General features: G+C 54.0%; 20 protein-coding genes. 14 read left to right on the top strand and 6 right to left on the bottom strand.

The features are described 5' to 3' along the window. Positions 1-9 precede the first annotated feature (9 nt). From rpoD to EKM91_RS02620, 3 genes are all read left to right on the top strand, one after another. A complete protein-coding gene (rpoD, locus tag EKM91_RS02630; protein ID WP_125749348.1) occupies positions 10-1,122 on the top strand; it encodes an RNA polymerase sigma factor RpoD in 1,113 nt (370 codons plus the stop codon). Between the two features lie 73 nt (positions 1,123-1,195). Continuing rightward, the gene (locus tag EKM91_RS02625) at positions 1,196-1,894 is read left to right on the top strand and encodes a tRNA (adenine(22)-N(1))-methyltransferase (protein WP_225419435.1); all 699 of its coding nucleotides are present in this window, start codon (positions 1,196-1,198) and stop codon (positions 1,892-1,894) included. Continuing rightward, positions 1,884-2,675, top strand: a complete 792-nt coding sequence (locus tag EKM91_RS02620) for a Nif3-like dinuclear metal center hexameric protein (RefSeq protein WP_125749342.1) — start codon at positions 1,884-1,886, stop codon at positions 2,673-2,675. The genes EKM91_RS02625 and EKM91_RS02620 overlap by 11 nt, the downstream gene beginning before the upstream one ends. Positions 2,676-2,803: 128 nt before the next feature. Here the strand turns inward: EKM91_RS02620 and EKM91_RS02615 are convergent, their stop codons facing one another. After that, a complete protein-coding gene (locus tag EKM91_RS02615; protein WP_125749339.1) occupies positions 2,804-4,210 on the bottom strand; it encodes a C69 family dipeptidase in 1,407 nt (468 codons plus the stop codon). Positions 4,211-4,302: 92 nt separating this feature from the next. Here EKM91_RS02615 and EKM91_RS02610 point away from each other — a divergent pair, with 92 nt between their 5' ends. The 5 genes from EKM91_RS02610 to EKM91_RS02590 are packed head-to-tail and all read left to right on the top strand — an operon-like array spanning position 4,303 to position 7,938. Continuing rightward, on the top strand, positions 4,303-4,491 hold the full coding sequence (locus tag EKM91_RS02610) for a 2-hydroxymuconate tautomerase (RefSeq protein WP_125749336.1): 189 nt from the start codon (positions 4,303-4,305) through the stop codon (positions 4,489-4,491). 16 nt (positions 4,492-4,507) lie between these two features. Beyond that, positions 4,508-4,855 (top strand): metal-sulfur cluster assembly factor, encoded by a 348-nt coding sequence (locus tag EKM91_RS02605; RefSeq protein ID WP_125749333.1) that lies wholly within the window; start codon positions 4,508-4,510, stop codon positions 4,853-4,855. Between the two features lie 44 nt (positions 4,856-4,899). Further along, positions 4,900-5,637, top strand: coding sequence for an SAM-dependent methyltransferase (locus EKM91_RS02600; protein WP_125749331.1), 738 nt, complete (start codon positions 4,900-4,902; stop codon positions 5,635-5,637). Between the two features lie 13 nt (positions 5,638-5,650). Further along, a complete protein-coding gene (locus EKM91_RS02595; RefSeq protein WP_125749328.1) occupies positions 5,651-6,610 on the top strand; it encodes a hypothetical protein in 960 nt (319 codons plus the stop codon). Next, complete coding sequence (locus tag EKM91_RS02590) at positions 6,610-7,938, top strand: RsmF rRNA methyltransferase first C-terminal domain-containing protein (RefSeq protein WP_125749325.1); 1,329 nt, start codon at positions 6,610-6,612, stop codon at positions 7,936-7,938. The genes EKM91_RS02595 and EKM91_RS02590 overlap by 1 nt, the downstream gene beginning before the upstream one ends. A 181-nt stretch (positions 7,939-8,119) precedes the next feature. Here EKM91_RS02590 and EKM91_RS02585 read toward each other — a convergent pair whose 3' ends face one another. From EKM91_RS02585 to mvk, 5 genes are all read right to left on the bottom strand, one after another. Beyond that, positions 8,120-9,505 (bottom strand): aspartate ammonia-lyase, encoded by a 1,386-nt coding sequence (locus tag EKM91_RS02585; protein ID WP_125749322.1) that lies wholly within the window; start codon positions 9,503-9,505, stop codon positions 8,120-8,122. A gap of 106 nt (positions 9,506-9,611) precedes the next feature. Then, positions 9,612-10,013 carry a hypothetical protein gene (locus EKM91_RS02580; protein ID WP_125749319.1) on the bottom strand — a complete coding sequence of 134 codons (402 nt, stop codon included), beginning with the start codon at positions 10,011-10,013 and terminating at the stop codon, positions 9,612-9,614. Positions 10,014-10,141: 128 nt separating this feature from the next. After that, on the bottom strand, positions 10,142-11,176 hold the full coding sequence (gene fni, locus EKM91_RS02575; RefSeq protein ID WP_125749316.1) for a type 2 isopentenyl-diphosphate Delta-isomerase: 1,035 nt from the start codon (positions 11,174-11,176) through the stop codon (positions 10,142-10,144). Then, positions 11,169-12,143 carry a diphosphomevalonate decarboxylase gene (mvaD, locus tag EKM91_RS02570; protein ID WP_125749313.1) on the bottom strand — a complete coding sequence of 325 codons (975 nt, stop codon included), beginning with the start codon at positions 12,141-12,143 and terminating at the stop codon, positions 11,169-11,171. Before mvaD ends, fni begins: the two co-directional genes overlap by 8 nt. Next, complete coding sequence (mvk, locus tag EKM91_RS02565; protein WP_125749310.1) at positions 12,140-13,090, bottom strand: mevalonate kinase; 951 nt, start codon at positions 13,088-13,090, stop codon at positions 12,140-12,142. Before mvk ends, mvaD begins: the two co-directional genes overlap by 4 nt. 97 nt (positions 13,091-13,187) lie before the next feature. Between mvk and EKM91_RS02560 the strand changes: the two genes are divergently transcribed. Genes EKM91_RS02560 through asnS form a run of 6 tightly spaced genes read left to right on the top strand, consistent with a single transcriptional unit; the run spans position 13,188 to position 26,165 of the window. Continuing rightward, positions 13,188-16,679, top strand: coding sequence for a PD-(D/E)XK nuclease family protein (locus EKM91_RS02560; RefSeq protein ID WP_125749307.1), 3,492 nt, complete (start codon positions 13,188-13,190; stop codon positions 16,677-16,679). Then, the gene (addA, locus tag EKM91_RS02555; RefSeq protein ID WP_125749305.1) at positions 16,672-20,319 is read left to right on the top strand and encodes a helicase-exonuclease AddAB subunit AddA; all 3,648 of its coding nucleotides are present in this window, start codon (positions 16,672-16,674) and stop codon (positions 20,317-20,319) included. The genes EKM91_RS02560 and addA overlap by 8 nt, the downstream gene beginning before the upstream one ends. 37 nt (positions 20,320-20,356) lie before the next feature. Beyond that, entirely contained in the window at positions 20,357-23,146 is a 2,790-nt protein-coding gene (locus EKM91_RS02550; protein WP_125749302.1) for a helicase C-terminal domain-containing protein, read from the top strand. Next, positions 23,139-23,630, top strand: a complete 492-nt coding sequence (locus EKM91_RS02545; RefSeq protein WP_125749299.1) for a cell wall elongation regulator TseB-like domain-containing protein — start codon at positions 23,139-23,141, stop codon at positions 23,628-23,630. The genes EKM91_RS02550 and EKM91_RS02545 overlap by 8 nt, the downstream gene beginning before the upstream one ends. Positions 23,631-23,659: 29 nt before the next feature. After that, a complete protein-coding gene (locus EKM91_RS02540; protein WP_125749296.1) occupies positions 23,660-24,838 on the top strand; it encodes a pyridoxal phosphate-dependent aminotransferase in 1,179 nt (392 codons plus the stop codon). A 28-nt stretch (positions 24,839-24,866) separates the two neighbouring features. Then, the gene (asnS, locus tag EKM91_RS02535) at positions 24,867-26,165 is read left to right on the top strand and encodes an asparagine--tRNA ligase (RefSeq protein ID WP_125749293.1); all 1,299 of its coding nucleotides are present in this window, start codon (positions 24,867-24,869) and stop codon (positions 26,163-26,165) included. Positions 26,166-26,233 lie beyond the last annotated feature (68 nt).

The raw sequence follows: 26,233 nt of genomic DNA, 5'->3' as shown, positions 1-26,233 counted from the left end.
GGAACTTTAATGGCTGAAAAGACGACCAAGACAGATCCAAAATATGATGCTGCGGTTAAAAAAGTGATCAAAGAATTCAAAAAAGAAAAGCAGATCACCAACGACGACTTAGTCGATAAAATCGTCAAGCCTTTTTCGTTGAAAAGCGAAGCCGTTGATGACTTGATGCAGCGCTTAGAAGACAACGGGATCTCGATCGTCGACAAGAATGGTGACCCGACCACGCACGCCCTCAAGCGGACCAAAGCCGTCACCAAAAAAGAAATGAAAGATCTCACCGCCCCAAGCGGCGTTAAGATCAATGATCCGGTGCGGATGTATCTTAAAGAGATCGGCCGGGTCAACTTGCTGACCGCCGACGAAGAAGTGGCTTTGGCGCTCAAGATCGAACAAGGCGACCAAGAAGCCAAACAACGGCTAGCCGAAGCCAACTTACGACTCGTGGTTTCCATTGCGAAGCGCTATGTCGGTCGGGGCATGCAGTTTTTGGATCTGATCCAAGAAGGGAATATGGGGCTGATGAAGGCGGTCGAGAAGTTCGACTACCGTAAAGGCTTCAAGTTTTCCACTTACGCCACTTGGTGGATCCGCCAGGCGATCACCCGTGCGATCGCGGATCAAGCCCGGACGATCCGGATCCCTGTGCATATGGTGGAAACCATCAACAAGTTGATCCGGATCCAACGCCAGCTGCTCCAAGATCTCGGCCGGGAACCGACGCCTGAAGAAATTGGGGCAGAAATGGACATGCCAACCGAAAAGGTCCGCGAGATCTTAAAGATCGCGCAAGAACCTGTTTCCTTGGAAACGCCGATCGGCGAAGAGGATGATTCGCATTTAGGCGACTTCATCGAAGACCAAGATGCCACTTCACCAGAAGACCACGCCAGCTATGAATTGCTCAAAGAGCAGCTGGAAAGTGTGCTGGATACCTTGACTGACCGTGAAGAAAATGTCTTGCGGCTGCGTTTTGGTTTGGATGATGGCCGGACGCGGACCTTGGAAGAAGTTGGGAAAGTCTTTGGTGTGACCCGCGAACGGATCCGCCAGATCGAAGCCAAGGCTTTGCGCAAGCTTCGCCACCCAAGCCGTTCCAAGCAGCTCAAAGATTTCCTGGAATAGGCAAAAGAAAACCGCCGTTTTCGGCGGTTTTTTTGTATACTTAAGGAAGTGCAATTATTTAAAGGAGAAAATCATGACCATTCATTTATCCAAACGCCTCCAAAGCATTGCTGATTTCGTTGAACCTGGGTCCCGGATCGCCGACATCGGTACCGACCACGCTTATATCCCGATCGCCTTAGCCCAAGCCAAATCGATTGAATACGCGGTTGCTTCCGATATTGGCGCCGGTCCTTGTGCGATCGCACAAGCCAACGTGGCGCACGCACAAGTCCAAGACCTGGTCGTTGTCCGCCAAGCAGATGGGCTGCAAGGCATTACGCCGGCTGACGGCATCGATACCGTGATCATCGCCGGGATGGGCGGCCAGCTGATGGTAGAGATCTTAACGGCAGGGGCTGACCATCTTGATGGCACCGAGAGCTTGATCTTAGAGCCTAATCGAGATGACTACACGGTTCGCGCCTGGCTGGCTGCGCATGAATTTGGGATCTTAGATGAGGACTTGCTGGAAGATGATGGCCATGTTTATCCCATCATCGTTGCGGGCCAAACCAAACCCGAAGTCCCGTACACCGAAGCCGATCTCTTGCTCGGGCCAGTCTTGCGCCAAAAGCGCAGCCCGTTATTTCTGCGTCAATTAGATCGTTTGATCGCCACATCGCAGCATATTCTTGCCGGCTTGCGTCAAGCCAACCAGCTTGCGCCGGCAAAAGTGGCCGCAGAAGCCGCTCGGCTGCAGTTGCTGCAGGAGGTCCGCGATGCGCGCTGAAACTTTGATCACCCGTTTTGAACAATTTGCCCCGCAAGCTCTAGCGGTACCAGGCGATCCGATCGGCTTACAAATCGGCCGCTTGGATCAACCCGTGCACAAGGTATTGGTCACGTTAGATGTCCGCCCAGAAGTGGTCCAAGAAGCGATCGCTAATGGGGCGGATATGATCTTCGCGCACCATCCAGCCATGTTTCGCCCAGTGCAGCCTTTAGATCTTGCGGTGCCGCAAAATGAAATGTATGCGGAATGTGTGCGTCATGGGATTTTGGTGTACGCTGCCCATACGAACTTGGATCGTGCTGCCGGCGGGATGAACGATTGGCTGGCGCAAGCAATGCAGCTTACCGCTGTGCGTCCTTTCATTGATGACGGCCCGGAAGCGGGCATGGGACGCATTGGCGAGCTGCCGCAAGCACTGCGCTTAGCGGATTTTGCCGCGCAGCTTAAAACTACTTTTGCCCTTGCCGGCTTGCGTGTGATCGCCACTGACTTAAACCGGCAAGTTCGCCATATCGCGGTTTTAGGCGGGGATGGCGGCAAGTTTTTCCGGCAAGCGCAATTAGCCGGGGCAGATGTGTATGTGACCGGGGATGTCTATTATCACACCGGCCATGACATGCTTGCGTATGATCTGCCGGTGATCGATCCCGGGCACCATATTGAAGCCATTATGAAAAAGCAGGTCGCATCAATGCTCCAAGATTGGGCTGCAACTGCCGACTGGCCGATCACCGTCTTGCCTTCCGCTTTGAATACCGATCCATTCACCTTTTTATAGCTCAAAATAACCGGCGGAGCCGCGAAGCGGTTTTCGCCCAAGACAATAGCGCCTTGAGGCCGCGATTCGGTTAAGGATCGCGGTCCCAAGGCGTTTATTGGCGTGCGTGCATTTGCGATCACTGCAGGTTACAAATTCGCATCCGTGTTAAAATTCAACGGACTCAAGTCAGTACTCGTTTGTAATAGCTGCATCGTAAACGCTTGCCATGCACTGCGGGCAATGTCGGCATTCGCCGCACTTGCGGTAGTCGCCAAAGCGGCTAAGTCGCTGGCGCTAAGTCCTGCACTGGCTTGATCGGCTTGCGCGATGCTGGCTAAAAGCTTGGCGTGAGTTTGCTGCTGCACAGCGTCCAAGTCGCGGCTGAAGCGTTTGAAATGGGCATCGATCAAGACCCCAGCCAGCTTGTACTGCCAATAAGCGGAATCCAAGCCGGCAGGCAAGCCGCCGCGGCGATAATCATCTGGAAATGCCGTCGCCCCAGCAAAAAATGGCACAAATTGGCTTTCAGCAGCGACTCCTAGCGCCAGCCAGTGAATGTCGGCAATGGGGTAGGGCAATTGCGGCCGCAATTGCAACACATGCGCTTCTTGCGTCCGTGCCAGGCTGATCGGGCGAAACCGGTGGCCTTCAGTGGCATTAGGATCTGTGGGGTCATAATTGGTTTCTTGATAATGACTGCCTAATACTGCAAATGCGTCTTCAACATGCAGCGGCAAATCCGGCCGCAGCGTGAATGGCAAGTCAGAAGCGGTGGGTTCGGCTGGGCGGCTAGGGGTCAAGCGTCTTTGACCATCGAATACCCGCGGCGTGTTGTAAATGCGGTCAAACTCAGAATCAGTGCCAAAGATCCGGCGAAAATCAAATGGAGTTTGCGGTTGCCACAAATCGTGTTTTTGGGCAAAATCACGCAAGCCGGCACTAAACATGAAATCTGGTGACGCAAAATCGACTGTTTGGATCGCTAATTGATTGGCCACGACTGCATACTGATCATCAGGGATCCGCGCGGCGACCCAGTGATGTCCCGTGGCGATTTCCATATACCACGCTTCGTCATGGTCGGCAAACAACACCCCATTGGCTTCACCAGCGCCATAAGCCGCCACCAGCTTGCCTAACCGCTGGACCCCCGCTTTGGCAGAGGTGATATAAGGCAGCACGACGGTCACCATGGCTTCTTCAAGGATCCCTTGGGCAACAAAAGGATCATACGCCAGCACCCGCGCATTCGCATAGGCACTTTCGGTGGCGCTCATCGCCACGCCGGCACTGTTGATCCCGGCTTCTTCAAACACCCCGAACTCATCAGTCCATTCAGGGGTGGCAGTATATTGCAGCGCATTAGCCGGCAAAGTGAGGCTAAAAGCGGTGGCTTTTGACGTGAAGGTTTGTGCTTTTGCCTGCGCTGGCCGCACGACCAAGTGCTTAGGCCATGCGGCTTTGCTGTCTTCATTGCGCCCGATCATTACAGATCCGTCTGCGCTGGCATTTTTTCCGATCAAGATACTGGTACATGAACTGCGAATTGGCATATTCTAACTCCTTTTTTGTCTATTATACCGAAGATGGTCTTGCAAGGCATCCTGTGCTAGAATGGTTGCATACAAGTTGAAGGAGGGATCGTATGCCACTCGTACACATCGAGCTGATCGAAGGACGATCACGCGAACAGTTGCGGCAGATGGTCCAAGACGTCACTGAGGCGATCGCCAAAAATACTGGCGCGCCTAAGGAACATATCCATGTCGTCTTGAACGAGATGCAAAAAGAGCATTATGCCGTTGGCGGTGTTTTGAAAGCCGACGAAAAGTAGACAGGAGGCCGCGCTTATGGCGACAGAACCAGAATCGACGACTACCGACAGCGCTTATTTCGACAAGATGAAAGGTGAGATCCTCGAAGCTCTAGAAACGGTCATCGATCCAGAATTAGGAATCGACTTGATCAATTTAGGGTTGATTTATGGGGTGGATCTGGACGAAAACGGTCATTGCGATGTTGAAATGACCTTGACGACCATGGGCTGCCCGTTGACGGACATCTTGGATGATGATATTCACCGTGCCTTACTTGGTATCGATGGGATCAAGTCTGTCGAGATCCATTTGGTTTGGTACCCAGCATGGGGTCCAGAGCGAATGAGCCGTTATGCCAAAATGGCGTTAGGGATCCACTAAAACCGCCCCAGGCGGTTTTTTTCTGTCGAAAGGAGCACGCATACTTGGACTATTGGCCGCGCTTACTACAATTGAACCATGCCGTCGCCATCCCTGCCATCGCCAAACAAGTCACCGCAGCAGCGGCAGTGCGAGACGCCTTGAGCCGCCACGAATTACCCCAAACGCCGCTGCCGCGCTTAGGGGTGACCCCAGGCGATTATGCACAAGCCATCTTGCTTGGCCGTGATCCGGCTGCGATCAAGGCATTGGATGCCATGCTGCGCAATTTTCGCCAGTACGTGGCGTATCATTTTGGCATGTGGTCATTTGTCACCCAGCACCTGTTTGCCACTTGGCAGCAATTGTTTGGCCCGCAACGCTATTTGGAAGTCGCCGCTGGCAACGGCTACATCAGCGCCGGCTTGCAAGCACAAGGCAATCAGGTGATCACCACCGACCCGTTAAGCTGGACAGGGGAAAATGTGACCGGCAAAGACCCGTTAGTGGTGCTGCAGCCGCTTGGTGCGACTGCCGCTTTATGGACATACGGCCATGCGGTGGATGCCGTGGTCATGGCTTGGAGCCCGGATCACGATTTGAACGATGTCCAGTTTTTGACCACGTTGCGCCAACATTTTAGCGGCCTGGCTTTTTTTGTCATAGGGGAACGCAACGGGGCGACCAATAGCCGCTTATTTTGGTCTCAAGCGCGATTTGTCGCAGATCGGCGGCTATTGGCATTGAATCGCGCCTTGCCGCAATTTGATGCCATTAACGAGCGGATCTATTTGATGCGCTAAAAAGGAGGCCCTTTTGAAACGATTATTTTTCATCGACCTGCTTTGGCTGGCTGTCGTGGTTTTGGCGGGCTTGACGTGGTCGGCATATGATCAAGCAGAATATGCGGATCGCTTGGCGAATAACGGCTTGAGCGAAAATGCCGTGATTTTTCACACCAAAGCGGCCATGACCCCAGCTCAAGCGGTGGTTAAGTTGACCGAGGCCAAACTGAATAATCTGCAAGTCCAGTTTCAACAAACGGATCAGCATGTCTATTTTTACGGCCACGGTGATTACGCCACCCTGCCGGTGACGTCAGGCCAGTGGTTTACCGACGCTGATCTGCGTTCTAGTTTGCCAGTTGCGGTGATCGGCCGGGCCCAAACCAAATCCCTGTATGAAGGCAGCAATCAGCGCTACTGGCGCCAAGATAACCGCTATATTCCGGTGATCGGCATCGTCGCCACCAGATTGGACAGTCCTTTGAATGCAGGGGAGTTTTTGAATGCCAGTGCCGCCACGACTGCGCCGACCATCCATCATTTGACGGTGATCGCTGATGGCCAAAATATCAAAGCACAAACTGGCAAACTCAAGCAGGTATTAAAAGCTGCCAGCACCAGTCAATATCATTATGGCAAAGGCGACCGCCAAACCAACTGGTGGACCCAACATTTGCCAACGATCGCAGCTGGCATCGCCTTAGGCTTAGTCACGCTTGGCTTAAGTTGGCTTTTAGGGCGCATGGCGCCGATGCGCCAAGTCGGCGGTATGGATCCGACACTGGGCGGACGTTTCTTGCGCGGCTTATGGGCCAAAGCAGCGCTGCATGCCACAGTCGTCGCGGTGATCGGTGTGATCATTGCTACCAGTGCGTTTTATCTGACTGACTACAGCCGATTACTCATTTTTGTCGCCGCCTTATGGGCCGTCAACGTGTCTGGCACCTATTATGGCTTGCGCGCCCGTTACCATCGAGAAGGGAGCCGTTAATGGACTTTCCAGAAGGATTCAAAACCAAATATCAACGCTTATTAGGTGCAGAAGCACCCGCATTTTTCGCCACGTTTCAACAACCTGCCGAAACCGGCTATCGCATCAATCCCTTGAAACCAGCCGCTCCATTGGCGCTTGGCGGCCCGGCTATCCCCTGGAGCACTTGGGGCCATTATGGCAAAGTAGCTGGCAATGACATCGAGCATGTCTCCGGATTTGTTTATAGCCAAGAACCCAGCGCACAATTTGTCGCCACTGTGTTAGCACCTGAACCAGGCGAGCGTGTGCTTGATCTGTGCGCGGCACCAGGGGGCAAGACCACCCACATTGCCAGTTTTATGGGGGCGTCAGGCTTGATCGTCACCAATGAGATCAATCGCAGCCGCGCTAAGATCTTAGCCAGCAACGTCGAACGCTTTGGCATCACCAATGCCTTGATCACCAACAACGACCCGGACAGCTTAGCCGCAGCATGGCCAGAAGCCTTCGACAAGATCCTGGTGGATGCGCCGTGTTCTGGTGAAGGCATGTTTCGCAAAGATCCAGACGCCATGCAATATTGGACGCCAGATTACCCGGCGGCTTGCGCGCAACGCCAACGCGAGATCTTAGTGATGGCTGAAAAAATGCTGCGCCCAGGCGGGGTCTTGGTATATTCGACTTGTACCTTCAGCCCAGAAGAAGACGAACAGATTGCCGCTTGGGCCAATGCCGAATTACCGCTGACATTAGTCCCGATCCAAAAGCCGGCTGGCATTGCCTCAGGCCGGCCAAAATGGGCCGATAACGACCCGGCGGTGGCCAATACAGCGCGCTTATGGCCGCACCAATTACGCGGCGAAGGGCATTTTGTGGCGCGCTTTGTCAAAGCAGGCCAAGCCTCAGTGAAGCGTTATGACCCGCAATGGGGGCGCTTAAGCGCTACGCAGCGCCGGGACTTTGACACCTTTGTCAAAGCCAACTTGACGCAAATGCCTAGCGGACACTTGTTGGCGGTTAAAGACCAATTGTTTGCCGTGCCTGAAACGGCTTTGGATTGGCGGCATGTGCGCATCGTGCGGGCAGGGTTGCATCTGGGGACTTTCAAAAAGAATCGTTTTGAACCCTCACACAGTTTGGCCACTGCCTTGCCGCCTGCCGCGTTTCAACAAGTCGTCAAAGTTTCGCAAGCGGAGTATTTACGCTATCGGCATGGCGAATTGTTGCCAAGTGCCTTAAGCGGCAAGCATTATGTCTTATTAACTTGTGAAGACAAAGGCTTTGCCATTGGTAAATTGGTCAATCAAACGATCAAGAACCTTTATCCCAAAGGCCTGCGTCATTGATTCGCAGCCTTGGCGCCAACACAAACAAGCGGGCGAGACCTCAATCACACAGTCGCGTTTCATAAAGCAACACCAAGTAACACAAACGGCTCTGCACCGCGATTCAGTCTGAATCATGGTGCAGAGCCGCTTGCGTTATTGGCTAAAACCGCTTTATGTCTCAGCCGCTTGTTTTTTTGGCTTATTGATTAACTGCAGCTGCCGCTGGGGCTTGGCCGGTCAAACTCGCCGGGCTAAAGATCTGGGCAATGGTCGCCGGCGGCAAGAGCTGCTGTTTGGCTAATAAATCTGGCACCGCTTGATCGGTCGCCAATGCCGTTTTGATCAAGCGCATGGTGCGCTCATAACCTAAATATGGCACCAATACCGTTGCGGCAATCGCAGAATGTTCAACTTGCGCACGACAAGCACCGGCATTGACTTGCAGGCCCGCTACACACTTGGTACTGAGCATCCCCACGGCTTGAGTGAGTTGGGTCATGCTGGTAAAAAGGCTGGCAAAAATCACTGGTTCAAACGCATTCAACTCCAGCTGGCCGGCTTCAGCAGCCATGGTGACGGTCACATCTTGCCCGATAACGGCAAAGCACACTTGATTCACCGCTTCTGGGATCACCGGATTAACTTTGCCTGGCATGATCGAACTGCCAGCTTGGCGAGCCGGCAAGCGAAGTTCGTTGAACCCGGCTTGCGGGCCGCTGCCTAACAGGCGCAAGTCATTACAAAACTTGTTCAAATTCACCGCTAAAGCCTTTAACGCCGCCGAAAAGGTGACCAACACATCCACGTCTTGAGTGGCGTCAAACAAGTCTGCTGCTGGCTGCAAAGGCAAATTCGCGCAAGCACTGACGGCAGCCACGATATGGTGTCGATAATAGTCGCTGGCATTGACGCCGGTACCGATCGCCGTAGCGCCTAAATTGACGCTTTTAAGACCGCCAGCGGCTTGCCGCAAACGGTGAAGATCGCGGGTGAACATACTGGCATACGCGTTAAAACTGTGCCCCCAAGTGGTTGGCACCGCATCTTGTAGCTGCGTGCGGCCGACTTTCAAGACCGTTTGGGTCGCCGCCGCTTTTTGCCGCAAGGTTTGCGTCAATTGCGCAACGGCTGCCAATAAAGCTGGCAGCAGCTGCAGCAAAGCCATTTTACCAGCAGTGGGGTAGACGTCATTGGTCGATTGACTTTGGTTCACATGGTCGTTGGGGTGGATGGTGACGCCGCTGAGCTGGGTGGCCAACTTGGCGATCACCTCGTTGACATTCATGTTCGTCGACGTGCCGGCACCGCCTTGGATCGCGGCGATTGGAAACGCCTCAGGATGCGCATGCTGACGCAATTGCCAGCATGCTTGATCGATCGCCTGCGCTATTGGTGCTGAAAGCGTGCCGGCAGCTTGATTGACCCCGGCAGCCGCTTGTTTGATCATGATCAGCGCTTGGATCAGCGCCGGGTGGACGATTTGTGGTCCAATGGGAAAATTGTCTAAAGCGCGCAAGGTATGCACACCATATAGCACATCGTCTGGCACTGCCAGGCGACCAATACAGTCTTCTTCGTAATGCATTTGATAATCCTCCAGTCACGGCTGAAAATTAATTAACAAATTTTAGCTCAAATTGTTAATCAGTATGCCATACCCGACAGCACTTGTCCAGCCCGGCAAAGTGGGCTCACTTGAGCTGTTCAAGCCAGCTGAATCGGCTAATGTCGTGGGTGTCGATCGCGGCAATGACCACATCCGCAAACCCCGCACCTAACCATTGGCTCAAAGCAACGTGTTGATGCGCGTGAAACTCAGCTTGGGCCCGATCACGGTCAAACCAATAATGCCCGCGATAAACATGCGCGTAGGCGGCGGCCGTTTGCGCCATGGCCAAGCCGCCGGCAGCTAATACCTGCCAATAATCAGCCACCCGCACGACATCCAAATACCAATCAGCACCAGCGGTCATCAAGTCAGAGATCAAAACATACCGGGAATGCGTCGGATCGTTTTGGACGGTCAAAGCAGTGTTCCAAATCTCGTCATCTCGGTATGCGGCGGTGATCGATTCAGGGGTCAATGGTAACATTAAAATCCCTCCTTTCACGCCATCATATCCCAGAAGCCTTAAGAAAAGAAATATTTTGCCTCGCACCAAAAAAAGCCGCTGGCTGCCACTTTAAAATCAAGTAGCAGCCAGCGGCGAATTGCGCAGCGTCAAGGCAGCTTTAACTGGCGTTGATTGGCATAATTGAGCAGCGAGGGGGCTAACACCACCGGCACTTGCCGTAAGCTGGCGAGATCGCTGGCCCCTAATGCCGCAAATAATACCGGCAGCGCGGCTTGCCAAGCGGCGAGTTGAGCTTGGGCAAAAGCTTCACCTTCTTGGATCAACCAGTGGAGCACTTGCCCGCTGATGCCGACTGCACTGGCCCCTAACCGCAAAGCTTTCACGATATCTAACGGCGCACGCACGCCGCCAGTAGCGATCACCGTCAGCGTACTGTCTTGGGCTTCAAGCAGCGATTCCACCGTCGATTGGCCAAAATCGGCTAGCGCTGACCAAGCCGTAGGTTCTGCACGCCGCGCATTTTCGATCTGCGCAAAATTAGTGCCGCCGCGGCCGCCAAGATCCACATACGCCACGCCGATTTGAGCCAGTTGCGCCAAGGCTTCTTTGCTCATGCCATTACCCACTTCTTTGACGATCACCGGCACATCACTGTGTGCAGCGATGGCTGCGATAGCATCCAACCAGCGAAAATCCCGGTCTCCTTCAGGCATCACCGCTTCTTGGATCGCGTTGACATGGATCTGCAAGGCATTCGCGTCAAGCATCGCCACTGCCGTTTGCGCTTGTTGCCAAGTGGCGCCGGCGCCGACATTGGCGAGGATAAACCCGTCAGGATCAGCTTGGCGCAGCGCGGTGAAGGTGGGGATCAGATCCGGTTCACGCAGCGCCACGGATTGTGAGCCGCTGGCAAGCGGCAAGTGACACGCATGGGCAATGCGGCCTAAGCTGGCATTGATCGCCCCGGTTTGCGTGGAACCGCCAGTCATCGCATTAATGAAAAACGGCCATTGCCAATCAAATAAAGCAGGGGCTAAAGCCACTTGGGCCACGGCAGTTTCCGGCAGTGGGGTATGCACTAGCCGCACCTGGTCAAAGCCTGCTTGCGCTTGGGGTTGGAAATATTTTTCGGCTAAAAAGACATGTTCATCCTTGCGATGTGATTGTTGGGATTCAGTCATCAGGTACCTCCGTCAAGACTCGGGCTGCCGGACCTGGGCCAGTCGTTAACAAGCGTTGGCCAAAAGTCGGCGCCAAAGCCGCTTTGATTTGTGCCACATAAGGCGCCAGCGTCAAAATTTTGACATTTGGCCCGGCATCCATGGTCGCATAAGCCGGCACGCCTTGTTCACGCAGCTGCCGCACCAAAGACCAAGCCGTCAAGGTTTCCGGCTGCCAATAGGTGAAGGCGGGATCGGCTGCCAAAATCGTCGCATGCATTTGCATACTGCTTTGTTCCGTCAAGTGGCCGACCGTCGCAAAATCATCAGCAGCCAAAGCGGCGACCATGGCTTGGGCGGCTTTTTCATTGGTGCTGACCCAGGCGGGATAATACGGCGACGTCGCCACAGTGTTAGCCATCAATGCTCGCGAGCCGACCGGCTTGGGCCCAGCATCCACTAACACCACGATCATCGCCAGCGGCAATGCCGGCTTGGGCAAGGCCGTTGCAAAGCTGGTGGCATCGTCATCGCCGCGCTGCCAAAGTGCCAACCCGCCAAAAATACTGCGGCTGGCTGAACCAGACCCCCGACGCGCCAGCCGCGACAAGTCACGCGCAGACAGTGCCAACCCGGCGGCACGACTAGCAGCAAGTGCCAAAGCGGCAAACGCCGAAGCAGAACTGGCCAGACCGGCGGCAGTGGGCACATGGTTATGGGATTCGACCCGTGCTGAAGCAGACAAGCCGGCTTGCTGGCGCACCAAGTCCAAAAAGGCGCTGATCTTGCCGGTGGGTTGGCTGATGCCATCCAGGGTGAATTGATCCGCCTTGAGTTGCGGCTCAAAGTGGACCGTGGTATCCGTATAAAAATCTGCCAAGGTCAAACTGACACTGCTAGTATAAGGCAAGATCAACTCAGGATCTTTTTTACCCCAGTATTTGATCAAGGCGATATTGGTATGCGCACGCGCTGTTACAGTTTTCATGAGTGCTCCTCGCTTTGGGCAAAATCGTATTGCCAAACTGCCGATGCCCCAGCTTCAGTCAGCGCTTGTGCGATCGCTTGCGCTGCGGCATGGTCTTTGGCCAAGGCGATCATGCAGCCGCCAAGCCCAGAGCCGGTCAGTTTAGCCCCTAATGCCCCAGCTGCCTGCGCCGCTTGGATCAAATGATCCAAGGCCGGGGTGCTCACCCCTAACGCGGCCAGCTGCGTTTGCGCCACATTCAGCTGTTGGCCTAAAGCGCATAGCTGGTCATCGGCTAAAGCGATCGCCGCTTGGCGGACCGCTTGGCCGATCGCGGTGATTTTTGGCTGATAGCGATTCGGGTCGGCGTTTAGCCGCGCGGCCACGGCAGCCACGGCTTGTTTGGTTTGTCCTGCCACCCCAGTATCGGCGATCACCAAAGTCCCATTACTGGGAAACGCGATCGCGTGAGGCGCTTGGTGCTTGACGAACCATTGCGGGCGCTGGGCACTAGTCGTTGCAGCATCTAAGCCGCTGGGATTGCCATGTAATAATTTTTCTGAGATCGCCGTCCACCGTAATAGTGTCGCATGCGGCAATGGCACGGCAAACGCTTGATACATCGCCCGTACCACCGCCGTCGCCGTGGCAGCAGAACTGCCCATGCCGCGTTCTGGCGGCAAGTCACTGACGATCTTGAGGTCAAAGCCTTGCTGCTGCGCCCCAAAAAACGTCAATAACGCGCGCAATAAATGGGCGATCCCCGCAAAATTGCTGGTGTTGGCCGCAGCCAGCGGCCCGTGATAAAACGTCGAGGCGATCAATTGCTGCTGATCCGCCCGCGGAATGAGCGTCGCCGTTAACTTGATCGACTTGACCGGCAAGGCGATGGCGGGCTGGCCATAAACGACGGCGTGTTCTCCGATCAAAATGATTTTAGCGAAACTTTCGCCACTGGCTTTTAACATGTCATCTCTCCTTAAGCATTCTCTTAAATCATACCCCAAAGCGCGTGGCGGCACTAGGTTGTGCTAAACTTAGAAACGATAAAAAAGGGGGAGTTCGATGGCCATCCAATTCATTCTTGGCACGGCGACTAAAGACCACCGCCAAGCGGTGATCACCAAGCTCAAACAAACGTTGGCAGCAGACCCGCAAGCCCAGATCTTTTACCTGGTGCCAAACCACGTCAAGTTCGACGCCGAAGTGAGCCTGTTGCAAGGTTTGCGCGAAACTGCTGGGGCAGTCGTCGCATCCAGTCATGTGCAAACATTTTCCTTTTCCCGCCTGGCTTGGTATTTTCTCAAGGACCAGCCGATCTACGCCCAGCCGCGATTAGACCGCGCCAGCAATACGATGTTAGTTGCGCGCTTATTGGCTGAAAATGTCGATCAGCTGCAGCTTTTCAAAGGCGAAGCCCATGCACCGGGGTTTGTCGCCAAATTAGCCGATCAACTCAGTGAATTGAGCCTTGGGCGCATCGATGCGGAAATTTTACAAACCGCCACTGCCGCCTTAGCCGTCGGTGATCGCCATCGCGCCAAATTTAATGACTTGGCCGTGATGCTCAAAGCTTATGAAGCCGCCATCGGCCCCTTTGCCACCGAACCCAGCTTGTTGGCCGCGTTGACCAGTGACTTGGCGGCCCGCGATTTGAGCCATACCTACTTTTTTTTGAACCACTTTAACGAACTGGCTGCCAGCGAACAAAACCTGGTCGAAACCTTGATGCAACACGCGCAGCAGGTGACGATGTGTTTGACTTTGCCGGCTGACACACCAGCAGACCGCTCACCGCAAGCGCCTGATTTGTTTTTGCCAGCCAAGCGCTTGTATCACCGCTTGCACCTGGCGGCGTTGCGCTTAGGGGTCAAGGAACTCGGGGCGATCACCGCCAACCGTCGCCAGGTCCAAGCAGGAATCAGCGCGACTGAAGCGTTTTTCATTGCGGACACCGCGATGCAGCCGCTGCCAGCGCCGCCAGCGGTGGGTGATCAAGTGCAACTGGCTAAGGCCCAAGACCCTTATACTGAGTTGCGGCATGTGGCGCAACAGATCAATCAAGCGGTCCATGCGGGAGCGCGCTATCGTGATTTTTTGGTGATCGCACGCCACTTAGACCCTTATCAAGACTTGATCGAGCCGGTATTTGCTGAATATCAGCTGCCGGTGTTTACTGATCGCGAACGCCCGATGCAACACCATCCGCTGGTCGCCTTGCTGGACAGCCTATTTGCCTTGCGCCAGCACCACTATCAATATGCAGATGTGATGCGGTTTTTGCGCACCGAGTTAGTGGTGCCGGCGGGGATGGAGCTGGCGGCGTTTCGCGATGCCGTGGATGTTTGCGATAACCACTTGTTGCGAACGGGAATGAATGGCTCTTGGTGGCTCAAAGAGCAGGATTGGCAATATTTTCGCCGCCGCATCGATGATGATCACATTTTAGCTGATGATGAAAAGACCCAACAGATCAATGTGATCCGGCGGTTTGTGCAAACCACGATCCCGCCATTATTTGCTGCCTGGCAACAAGCCGCCACCGGCCAACAAGCCGCCAGTGCCTTATACGACTGGCTGCTGCAAGCAGGCGTCGTCACCCAACTTGATGCGCGCCGGCAAGCGGCGATCGCTTCAGGGGACTTGACTGCCAGTCAAACTGGCGAGCAAGCTTGGGAAACCTTCGTCGCATTATTAGATGATTATGTCGCGATCTTAGGGGATCAGGATTTTGATCAAGCGCAATTTGAGGCCTTATTGACCGCTGGGTTTGCCAGCGCGACATTTACGCAGATCCCTTCAACGCTGGATCAAGTGGTGGTGTCTGAAACCGCGCTGACGCGCTTGCCAAATTTCTCGCATGTCTTTGTCATCGGCGCGACTAGTTTGGTGATGCCGGATGTGCCTGCTGATCTGGGCTTATTGACGGCAGAAGACCGGGAAAAATTACAGCCGCAGCTGCCGGAAACTGCATGGCTGCCGATCAATGGGCCGCAATCCAGCTTAGGGGATCCATTCATCAACTACTTAGCGATCATGGCTGCACAAGACAGCGTGTGCATGAGTTACCCGGTTTATGGTGAACGTGAAAATCGGCCTTCGCCTTATTACACCGGGCTCAAACAAGCCTTAAAGCTGCCTAAACAAACTTGGGGCCCGATCACGTTGACCACGCCAGTCAGTGCAGCGGCAGGGACGGCACGCAGTTTGCTCAGTGATTTTGTGGTGGCCGCTCGCACCGCAGCAGATCAAAAAATCGCCTTAGGCCCAGCGTGGCAAGCGGTATTGGCTGCGATCAAAGCCCGCGATCACACTGGCTTAGCCACACGCTTAGCCGGCAGTATCCACTATCGCAATGCCGTGGGCCAGCTGGATCCCGAATTGGCGCAAAAGCTCTATGGGCGGCACTTGGCGGTATCCGTTTCGCGTTTGGAGACTTATTATCGCAACCCGTATGAGTATTTCCTCAAATACGGCCTGCGCTTGACCCCGCGGGCAGAATTTGCCTTGACGCCGGCTGATAGCGGCTCGTTATACCATGAGACCCTCAACCGCGTCTTTAACCGCTTACAAGCCCGCCACATCGCGCTGCCTGATTTGGATAAAAGCGCATTGCCAGGCTTAGTCCAAGCCGAGTTGACCCAACTCCTGCAAGAACCAGGGTGGGAGATCTTAACGACCAGCCAGCAAATGCAATATGTCCAAGGCCGCACCAAAAAGATGCTGGTGGCGGTATTAGCGGCGATCCATGATCAACAGCGGCGCGGCCAATTCCGCACGCAGCGCACAGAATTGCCTTTTGATGGCAGCGGCCAACACCTTGCCCCGTTAGAATTGCCGCTGGGCGTAGACCAAAGTGTGACGGTGCGCGGCAAGATCGACCGTTTGGATACCGTCAGCGTCAATGGCGAAGACTTTTTCTTGATCGTCGATTACAAATCCAGTGCCCGCCAATTCAAGCCTGAAGAGGCTTATTATGGCGTGGCGATGCAGATGCTGACGTATATTGACGCGGTACAAAACGGCCTGCACGCAGCTGGCCGCCAAAGCCATCCAGCCGGGGCGGTGTATTTTCACTTGCATCAGCCGCAGATCAAATATGCCGCGCAGCAAGATGTCGCCGCTGAGCGATTCAAAGCTTACAAACTTTATGGGTTGTTAGTGTTGCCGGATGACGCTGACGAAGCGACCATGTTAGCCGGGTTGTTAGATGCCCAATTGACCACCCAAAGCGGCGCCAGCCCGATCGTCCAGATCGGCACGAAAAAAGACGGCTCTTTTGCCAAAACCAGCACCAAAGCGATCACCCCTGAAGCGCTTAGCTTATATCTCGCGCATAACCGCCGCAAGATCACCCAAGCGGCTGGGGCGATCTTAGCCGGCAACATCGCATTGGCGCCGATCCAATTTGACCAAGAAGCCGCCACGATCACTAATAGCGATTATCAAGCGATCATGACGTTTGACCCGGCGACTGGCTTTGACCATTACCACCGCGTCTTACCCCTTGATCAAGCGACGATCATGCAAAAACTTCAGGAGGAACGGCATGACTGATTACACCCCAAGTCAACAACAAGCGATCCACGATCACGGCCACGATGTGCTCGTATCCGCCAGTGCCGGATCAGGCAAAACCACCGTGTTAGTCGAGCGGATCTTAGCTGAATTGCGCGCCGGCGCAGAGTTGTCGCAACTGTTGATCGTGACGTTCACCACTGCTGCCACTGCAGAAATGAAGCTCAAGATCCAAAAAAAGCTCAAAGCAGCCGTTGCCGAAACACCGCTTGCCGATCCGATCCGCCAGCATTTGGTCAAACAAGTGGCGATCGCTAATGCCGCGCCGATCATGACCTTGGACGCCTTTTGTTTGCAAGTGGTCCAACAATACTATTATGCCATCGCCTTAGATCCAGGCTTTCGCTTACTCAGCGATGAGGTGGAGCGCACCATGCTGGCAGAAAGTGTCTGGGGGGATTTGCGCGAAACCTTATACGCCAGCGATGAAGCCAAAGCCTTTATTGCGTTGACCGATAACTTTGCGCATGGTCAAGACGATCAAGGCCTGCAAGAGACAGTCTTTGCATTGACTGGGTTTGCCAATACCACTACTGACCCAACGCGTTGGCTGGCACAATTAGCCGCGCCATATGCACCGGCCGCCTTCGGCAAGTATTTTGCCACGCAATTGTGGCCGGATCTGCAAACGTCCTTGGCGGATATTGCCGCGCAACTAGACCGCTTGGCGCAAAGCCTTGATCCCAATGACAAAGGCTTAGCTGCAGTGCAAGCCGCACTGATGACCACCCAACAACAAATAGGCGCCGCCGCCAAGCTGCAAACCCCTGATTATGCTGACGCGTATGCGGCGATCCATGCTGTGGCTTGGCCAACTTGGCCGCGTACCAAAGTCGCCGATGACGAGGCCAAAGCGGTCAAAGCTGACGCCAAGGCTCAACGTGATGCGCAAAAAGCCCGCTTCAATGATGCCGTGGGGGAGCTGATGCAGATCTTGCCGGCAGATCTGACCCGGGCTTTGACCCACGCGTATCCGTTGATGCAAACCCTGGGGCAAGTGTGCCAAGAGTTTTTGTTGGCTTTTGCGGCCGAAAAACAGCGCCGGCAGCTCCAAGACTTCAGCGATATTGCCCATAATGCCTTGAAGATCTTGCATACTTTAGACCCGCAAACCGGCAAACCGATTGCGGAAAATTTTCAAGCCAGCTTTACGGAGCTGATGATCGATGAATATCAAGACATCAATCCCTTACAAGAAGCACTGCTGGATGCGATCAGCCGCCCAGGTGCCGGCAATCGGTTCATGGTGGGGGATGTCAAGCAAAGTATCTACGGTTTTCGCTTGGCCGATCCACGACTATTTCTGGCCAAGTATCAACGTTTTGGCGCCAAAGACAGCCCTGGTGAGCGCATCGTGCTGGCAGAGAACTTCCGCTCCAGCCGCAATGTGTTAGACTTCACCAATTTTGTGTTTAGCCAGCTGATGGATCAAGCTGTCGGAGAGATGGCCTATGATCACGACGCAGAACTCAAACGCGCGACTTTCCAAGCACCAGCTGACTGGGCGCCAACCACTGAATTTTTACTCGCGGTGCAGCCAACTGTCGATCCAGATGCGGACGAGCTGAGTCAAGCGGCCATGGACAAAGCCACTGCCCAAGCAGAATTGGTGATCGCCAAGATCAAGACCTTGATCAACGATCCTCAAGCGATCATCTATGATGGCCAAGACGCTGATGGCCATTGGCAAAGCCATCACATCGGCTACGGGGATATCACCTTGCTAGTCCGTTCGCGCAGTCAAAATATCACGATTCAAAGTGCTTTTGCCAAAGCCAACATTCCGATCGTGGTCGCTGATGCGCAAAACTATTTCAAAACCACTGAGCTGATGACGATGATGAGCCTGTTGCGCTTGATCGATAATCCGCGCCAAGAGATCGCCTTGGCCGCGGTGCTGCGGTCACCATTAGTGGGGATGAGTGCCGATGCCTTGGCGTTGATCCGCTTAGCGGCCCCGCAAGCCAGTTTTGATGATGCCTGGCTGGCCTTTTTAGCCCAGCCCAGTGCCACACCTTTAGGCCAGGCGACCTATGCCAAAGCCCAAGTCTTCAACACCCAGCTGGCAACATTGCGGGCATTTGCGCGCGAGCACGAATTAGTAGCTCTGATCTGGAAGATCTATGACATGTTTGGCTATTTGGACTTTGTCGGCGGCTTGCCAGGCGGGGCGCAGCGCCAAGCCAACTTACGCGCCTTGGCTACTCGGGCAGCGGCTTATGAAAACGGCGGCTTCAAAGGCTTATTTGCCTTCATCCACTTCATCGAATTGATGCAAAAACAAGCCAAAGACTTGGCGATGCCAGTAAGCTTACAACCAGATGCCGACGCCGTCTCGCTGCGCACGATCCATGGCAGCAAGGGCCTTGAATTCCCAGTTGTGTTCTTAATGGCCGCCGATAAGCAGTTCAACCTTCAAGACCTCAAGGCCCGCCAGATCTTAACCCCAGAATTGGCCGGGATCCAATGGGTCGATCCACAGACCCAAGAACGCTATGCCTTGCCGCAATATCAACTCGCCAAGCTAAGTAAGAAAAAACAATTGCTTGCCGAAGAAATGCGGCTGTTGTATGTGGCGTTGACCCGGGCGCAACAACGCTTATTCATCGTCGCCAGTGTCAAAGACGAAACCAGCTTCACAGAAGATTCGCCGGCTGCAGCAGCCGTTCATCAAGTGTTGCCGGCTAATTTACGCGCCGCAGCCCATAGCTACCTTGACTGGTTCAAGCTTGCTTTAGCCCGCCATCCCCAAGTCGGCGGCCAATCTGCGATCCAAACTTATGGGGCCAAGGTGGCGTTCACGACCACGGTGGAAGCGCCGGTATCACCGGTCGCTTTGGCGCCAGCACAAGCCGTGCAGCCGCCATTAGACCTTGATTTATCCGCATGGCTTGATTGGGATTACCCGTATCAAGCCGAAACGCAAACCACTGGGTTTCAAAGCGTCACTGAGATCAAACGCGCCCGCAGCGAAGATCCTGATAATACAGAATTGGTCCGCTCGAATCGCCAGCTTTTGGGCAATCGTTATGTGAGCGATTTTGCCAAGCCGCAATTTCTTGCAACGACTAAAACCGTGGCAGCCACCGCTGTCGGCACTGCGACGCATTTGCTTTTACAACGCCTGGATCTGCACCAAGACCCGCAAATCAGCGTACCGGCGACATTGAAAGCCTTAGTGGCCGCTGGCCAAATCGATGATGCCGTGGCCAAGCGAATCGATCAAGCGGCGGTGTTGCGCTTTTTCACCGAACCGTTAGGCCAATTGTTGTTGGCCCAAGCCGATGCCGTCCAGCGCGAAGTCGCGTTTTCCTTGTTGCTGCCAGCCACACAAGTCTTCACCCAACTCGCCAAAGATCAGCGGGTGACCCACGCTGACGATGTCTTAGTCCATGGGATCATCGATGGGTTTGTCACCACTGATGAAGGGGTGATCTTGTTTGACTACAAAACTGATCATGTGACCGATGTCCAAGCACTGGTCACGAAATATGAGATCCAGTTGCAATTATATGCACAAGCCTTGGCCCACCTGCAGGCAAAACCGGTCTTGCGCCGGGAATTGATCCTTTTAGAAACTGGTCAAGTCAAGACGATAGCCAAGGGGCCTCAAGAATAGTAGAATAGAGACAATCTGTACAGAAACGAGTGACGACATGAATCCCGACACCATCTACGCGGTGCTCGATCTTGAAACTACCGGTACCAGCGTCAAAAACGGTGACCGGATCATCCAATTTGGCTGTGCCTTTTTGCAACACGGTCAAATTGTCGACACGATTTCACAGCTGGTCAACCCAGAACGGGGCGTACCAGAGGCGATCCAGCAACTAACGCATATTCATCCAGATGATCTTTTGGCTGCCCCATATTTCGCCGAACTTGCGCCAACGCTGCAAACGCGGTTAGCCCAAACGGTGATCGTGGCTCATAATGTCAATTTTGATTATCCTTTTTTAAGTGCGGAATTTGAACGCGTTGGCTTGCCGGCTTTGACCAATCAGGCAGTTGACACGGTTGAATTGGCGCAGATCTTACTGCCGCAGCTGGGGAGCTTTCGGTTAAGCGACTTGACGCGGCACTTGCAGATCCAACACGACCATCCGCACCGAGCAGACAGTGATGCCATCAGCACCGCCAAGCTGCTAACGACATTGACGGCGCAGTTTCAAGCCTTGCCGCAAGCCACTCAAGCGCTATTAGTGCGCTTGTCGGCACCGCTGGCGCGTCAAACCGGCGCGTATTTGCAAGCCCACCAAACCCCCAAAGCCCCTTTACCAAATGGGTCAGTCCAAGTGGGGGAGTTGATCTTACAGCGTTTTGCAACCGCCAGCGGCAATCCTCAGCCTATTGGCGGCTATCCTTGGAGCGCGGCTGCCAAGCGGGCATTATTCGCCCCGCAGCTGCGTTTGCGCAAGGCCCAAGCCACCATGATGGATGCGCTGTACAACAATGCGACCGTGACCAAAACCCCCTTGATGATCGAAGTGGGGACTGGGGCTGGCAAGACGTTAGCGTATTTGCTTGCCTATGCCTATTGCAGTGATACGCAGCGCCAATTAGTGGTGGCGACTGCCACCACCGTATTGCAAACCCAAATCGCCCAACAAGTTCGCCAAGCGGCCGCATTGTTGCAACAGCCGCTGCCAGCCGTGATCGTGAAAAGCGCGCGGCATTTTATCGACTTGCAGCGCTTTGCGGATACATTGGCGACCCCGCATGCCGATCGTCTCACGCGTTTGTTGCAAATGAAGCTGGTTGTTTGGCTGACACAAACCCATACCGGAGATCTTAGCGAGTTGCACTTGACCAGCTATCGCGCCCCGTTATTTGCTCGGATCCGGCATCGCGGCCAAGCCTTGCCGTCAGATAGTGCCTACGCTGAATACGATTTTTATCACCGGCTCAAAGCCCAACAACATGCTGCAACCATCGTGATCACCAATCATGCTTATTTGGCCCGGCATGCCACAGAGTGGGCTGATCAGCCGTTTTTAGTCGTGGATGAAGCCCAGCATTTTGCCGAACATGTCGCCGCCGCGCATGCGCGCAGCTTAGACTTTGCCAAACTCCGCAGCCATTTGCAGCATTTGCTGCGCTTAGTCGATCATCCTGGGCAACACAGCTTGCAAGCCGCTTATGCGGATTCACAAGTCATGCGTTATCAGCTGCAAAGTTTGGCGACGACGATCACCAACGCCATTGCCGTGATCGAAGGGTGTCAGCAGCGCTTGTTTCGCCATTTTGGCCACGACCAAGACTGGTCGAGCGGGTTTGCTGAGTTACCCTTGACGCAAGCCCAACAACAGTGGGTCGCAACGGCATTGACAGCACCATTGCGCCAGTTGGCCCAACAATTAGCCGCTGTCAATGCGGTATGCGCCCAGTTAGTGCAGGATCATGCCAGCCACGCGGACCACTTTATGCCTGGCGATGCGGCGTTATTTCAAGCGGTTTCGGCATTAAGTGCGACGATCGCCGCGCAAGCCGGTGATTTGGCGAATTTGACGCCTGAAGTGATCGCCAGTGGCGCAGCTGGGCTTTGTCGACTACAATTGGCCAATGGTCACGACCACTACAGCTTGAAGCTGGTGTGGGAGTTATTCTCAGCCACCGAAAAGATCCAAGCCTTGTTGCAGCATTTTACCGCGCCAGTATTTGTCGGGGCAACATTGATGGTGGCAAGGCGGTTTGACTTTTTACAACAGCAGCTCGGCTTGCCGCAAAACACCCCAACGCTGCATTTGCGCAGTCCTTTTCATTATCGGCAACAAGCCCAAGTGTTCGTTGACCCTCAAGCACCAGATCCGGCGCAAGATGCAACCGTTTATTATGACTATTTGGCCCACGCTATCGCCACGTTGGTGCGCGGGCCGCAGCAAACGCTAGTTTTGTTCACATCGCTTGCGGCCATTGCTGCGGTGCATCAGCGGCTGCTGCACACCCCGATCGCCGCAGAAAAGGAATTACTGGCCCAAGGCGTCACCGGCTCGGCAGAAAAAATCGCCAAACGGTTTGCATTAGGGGACAACAGCGTCTTATTAGGCGCCGCGAGTTTTTTTGAAGGCATCGATTACCCAGACAAATTATTGGAGTTAGTCATTTTGACGCGCTTGCCATTCGACGCACCGAATGATCCGCTCGTCAAAGCCCGTACAGCGGCGTTAAAACTTGCCGGCCAAGATCCGTTCACGGCAGATGCCATGCCGCGCGCAACGATTCGCTTGCGCCAAAGTTTCGGCCGCTTGATCCGCACCGAACACGACCGCGGGGCCTTTGTGGTGTTAGATCCGCGTTTTACCACCACGCGCTATGGCCGCCAGCTGCAACATGCCTTACCGAATCTGAAACCCATGGCCTTACCTGTGGCAACTATCGCCCAGTATGTGCAAGCGTGGTTGACCCATCAGCCGTTATTATCTAAGGAGGAAACTACCCATGCGTAGAGCACATCGTCCAACATGGCACCGCACCGCTTGGCTTGTCGCCGGGATCGTGCTGATCGTGATCGTTTTGGGCATTTATCATCGTGGTTTGAGTCCCATGCAACAAGTGCGGCGCGACGCGATCACGATCGCTGAAAAAAAGGCCAAGATCCAAACCGTCGATGCCTTTTATTGGGATCGGCAACGAGAATCATACTTGACCGTTGCTGGAACCAATACCAAAAAAAAGCCGATTTTTGTCTTGATCCGGCAAAAAAATGGGCGGGTGACGATTTTATCGCAACACGCCGGGATCAGCCGTCAAACCGCGATCGCACAGGCCACCGCCAGCTATTCGCCTAAGAAGATCTTGTCCGTTGGGCTAAGCAAACGGGGAAAGAAATTTGTTTGGGATGTTGGCTACCGCACAAAGTCTGGTAAACTAGGCTATGTGACGTATGACTTCAAGTCCGGTGATGAATTATTCGCCGTTGCCAACTTGTAAGCAGTCAGCATCAAAGGGGAGAGAATAATATGCATTTAGCTAAGCGCATCATCAACGTGGCGCCATCGGCCACCCTCGCAGTCAGCAATTTGACGAAACAGATGAAAGCTCGCGGCGAAGACGTGATCGATTTATCGATCGGCCAACCGGATTTCAAGACACCTGAACATATCGAACAAGCCGCGATCCAAGCGATCCATGACAACTTGACTAGCTTTTATACGCCAGCCGTTGGGATCTTGCCATTGCGTGAAGCGATCGCTGACCACATTGAAGCACAAACCAAGGTGCGCTATGACCCGAAACAAATCGTGGTCACCACTGGGGCGAAATTTGCGCTGTATGCGTTATTTCAAGTCTTGATGGATCCTGGCGAAGAAGTCTTGATCCCGATCCCAGGCTGGGTTTCTTATGTGGAACAAGTCCGCTTAGCCGGTGCAACGCCGCGACCAGTATTGGCCAAGAGCCATTTTAAAGTGACCGTCGATGAACTGGAAGCTCAACGCACGCCAAAGACGCGCGCACTGATCATTAATTCACCGCAAAATCCGACCGGCGCCGTTTACACGCGCCAGGAATTAACGCTGATCGGCAACTGGGCCTTAAAGCATGATATCTTAGTGGTCGCCGATGATATTTACCGGGACTTGATCTATAACGGCGCCAGCTACACGTCGATGATCGAAATCGATCCGCAAGTCACTGCTAATACGGTCTTGATCTCTGGTGTTTCCAAGTCATACGCGATGACCGGCTGGCGGGTCGGCTTCATGGCTGGACCGGAAAAAATCATTAATGCCGTCGCCACGATGCTTAGCCATGCCACCGGCAATGTGACTGCAGTGGCGCAATATGCCGCTTTAGCCGCCTTTCGTGATGACCAAACACCGGTCGAATCGATGCGTCAGGCCTTTGAAGAACGGCTCAATGCGGTGTACGACCGGCTGGTCCAGCTGCCTGGTTTCACCTTAGAAGATAAGCCGCAAGGGGCGTTTTATCTCTTCCCGAACGTCCGGCGCGCGGCACAACTGACCAATTATGGCTCCGTCGATGATTTTATCTCGTCATTGCTGGAAGAAACTGGCGTCGCACTCGTGCCTGGCCGTGCTTTTGGAATGCCGGAACATGCACGCTTAAGCTATGCCAATGACATGGACAGCTTAATGACCGCCCTCGATCGCATCGCTGCATTCGTCGGCAACAACTGATAATTTGGGTAAGGAGAAGTACTGACACATGACTGAACAGATTCGCATCAAGGATGCCTCACAACACGTCGATCAAGAGGTGACTATCAACGCTTGGCTGACAGATAAACGCTCCAGCGGCAAGATCGCTTTCTTACAATTACGCGATGGCTCGGCCTTTTTCCAAGGGGTCGTGTTAAAAAACGCGGTTTCTGAGGAAGTCTTTGCCACTGCCAAAGAAATGCGCCAAGAAACCAGCATGACGATCACCGGGGTGATCCACGAAGACAGCCGGAGCCATTTTGGTTATGAAATCGAAGTCCATGACATTCAAGTGGTAGGCGAATCAGAAGATTACCCGATCACGCCTAAGGAACATGGAATCGAATTCTTGCTGGATCATCGCCATCTTTGGCTGCGCTCCAAGCGCCAGTTTGCGATCCAAAAGATCCGTAACGAAATGATCCGCGCGACCTATGAATTCTTCAACAATGAAGGCTTTATCAAGATGGACCCCCCGATCTTGACCGGGAGTGCGCCAGAAGGCACCACCGAATTATTCGAAACCGAATACTTCGACAAGCCGGCATACTTGAGTCAATCTGGTCAATTGTATGCCGAAGCCGGGGCAATGGCGTATGGGAAGGTCTTTACCTTCGGGCCGGTGTTTCGTGCTGAAAAATCTAAAACTCGCCGACATCTGACCGAATTTTGGATGATCGAACCGGAAATGGCCTTCATGCACCAAGCTGAAAGCCTGGAGATTCAAGAACGTTACATCGCCTTTTTGGTGCAAAGTGTGATCGACAACTGCGAATACGAACTGAAACTGATCGACCGTGACGTGGAGACACTCAAGAAATACACGAAGTTGCCATACCCACGGATCCGCTACGACGAAGCCATTGAAATGCTGCAAAAAGCCGACTTTGACGTCAAGTGGGGCGATGACTTCGGCTCTCCTGAAGAAACTTATCTGTCCGACCAGTTCGAACAACCGGTATTTGTATTGAACTACCCCAAAGCGATCAAGCCGTTTTACATGCTGCCTGAAGCAGGCCGCGACGACACTTATGTCTGCGCCGATCTGCTGGCGCCGGAAGGCTATGGCGAGATCATTGGCGGCTCCGAGCGTGAAGTCGACTATGACAAACTCAAGGCCCAGATCGTTGCCAAGGGCCTGTCCCTGGACGAATATGACTGGTATTTAGATCTTCGCAAGTACGGCAGCGTGCCGCATTCCGGCTTTGGCCTTGGCTTCGAGCGCGCGATCACTTGGATCTGCCACCTCGATCACTTGCGCGAAGCAATTCCGTTCCCACGCATGATCAACCGGATCAAGCCGTAATGCCGCTACAAGGTCGAGACTTGGTCTCGACCTTGTTTTTATATCACCGCAGCGATAAGGAGGAATTG

The organism is Lacticaseibacillus baoqingensis (genome assembly GCF_003946165.1).
Classification (GTDB): domain Bacteria; phylum Bacillota; class Bacilli; order Lactobacillales; family Lactobacillaceae; genus Lacticaseibacillus; species Lacticaseibacillus baoqingensis.
Note: the sequence above shows the minus strand (reverse complement) of the source record. Positions and strands in the feature narration are given on the sequence as shown.

Bases quoted from the DNA above. Each gene is read 5' to 3' on its own strand.
- EKM91_RS02580 (WP_125749319.1), bottom strand. From the start codon at position 10,013: ATGTTACCATTGACCCCTGAATCGATCACCGCCGCATACCGAGATGAC.
- addA (WP_125749305.1), top strand. From the start codon at position 16,672: ATGACTGATTACACCCCAAGTCAACAACAAGCGATCCACGATCACGGC.
- asnS (WP_125749293.1), top strand. From the start codon at position 24,867: ATGACTGAACAGATTCGCATCAAGGATGCCTCACAACACGTCGATCAA.
- EKM91_RS02540 (WP_125749296.1), top strand. From the start codon at position 23,660: ATGCATTTAGCTAAGCGCATCATCAACGTGGCGCCATCGGCCACCCTC.
- mvaD (WP_125749313.1), bottom strand. From the start codon at position 12,143: ATGAAAACTGTAACAGCGCGTGCGCATACCAATATCGCCTTGATCAAA.
- EKM91_RS02560 (WP_125749307.1), top strand. From the start codon at position 13,188: ATGGCCATCCAATTCATTCTTGGCACGGCGACTAAAGACCACCGCCAA.
- EKM91_RS02545 (WP_125749299.1), top strand. From the start codon at position 23,139: ATGCGTAGAGCACATCGTCCAACATGGCACCGCACCGCTTGGCTTGTC.
- rpoD (WP_125749348.1), top strand. From the start codon at position 10: ATGGCTGAAAAGACGACCAAGACAGATCCAAAATATGATGCTGCGGTT.
- EKM91_RS02585 (WP_125749322.1), bottom strand. From the start codon at position 9,505: ATGCATTACGAAGAAGACTGTATTGGTCGCCTGGCAGTGCCAGACGAT.
- mvk (WP_125749310.1), bottom strand. From the start codon at position 13,090: ATGTTAAAAGCCAGTGGCGAAAGTTTCGCTAAAATCATTTTGATCGGA.
- EKM91_RS02615 (WP_125749339.1), bottom strand. From the start codon at position 4,210: ATGCCAATTCGCAGTTCATGTACCAGTATCTTGATCGGAAAAAATGCC.
- EKM91_RS02625 (WP_225419435.1), top strand. From the start codon at position 1,196: ATGACCATTCATTTATCCAAACGCCTCCAAAGCATTGCTGATTTCGTT.
- EKM91_RS02605 (WP_125749333.1), top strand. From the start codon at position 4,508: ATGGCGACAGAACCAGAATCGACGACTACCGACAGCGCTTATTTCGAC.
- EKM91_RS02610 (WP_125749336.1), top strand. From the start codon at position 4,303: ATGCCACTCGTACACATCGAGCTGATCGAAGGACGATCACGCGAACAG.
- EKM91_RS02620 (WP_125749342.1), top strand. From the start codon at position 1,884: ATGCGCGCTGAAACTTTGATCACCCGTTTTGAACAATTTGCCCCGCAA.
- fni (WP_125749316.1), bottom strand. From the start codon at position 11,176: ATGACTGAATCCCAACAATCACATCGCAAGGATGAACATGTCTTTTTA.
- EKM91_RS02590 (WP_125749325.1), top strand. From the start codon at position 6,610: ATGGACTTTCCAGAAGGATTCAAAACCAAATATCAACGCTTATTAGGT.
- EKM91_RS02550 (WP_125749302.1), top strand. From the start codon at position 20,357: ATGAATCCCGACACCATCTACGCGGTGCTCGATCTTGAAACTACCGGT.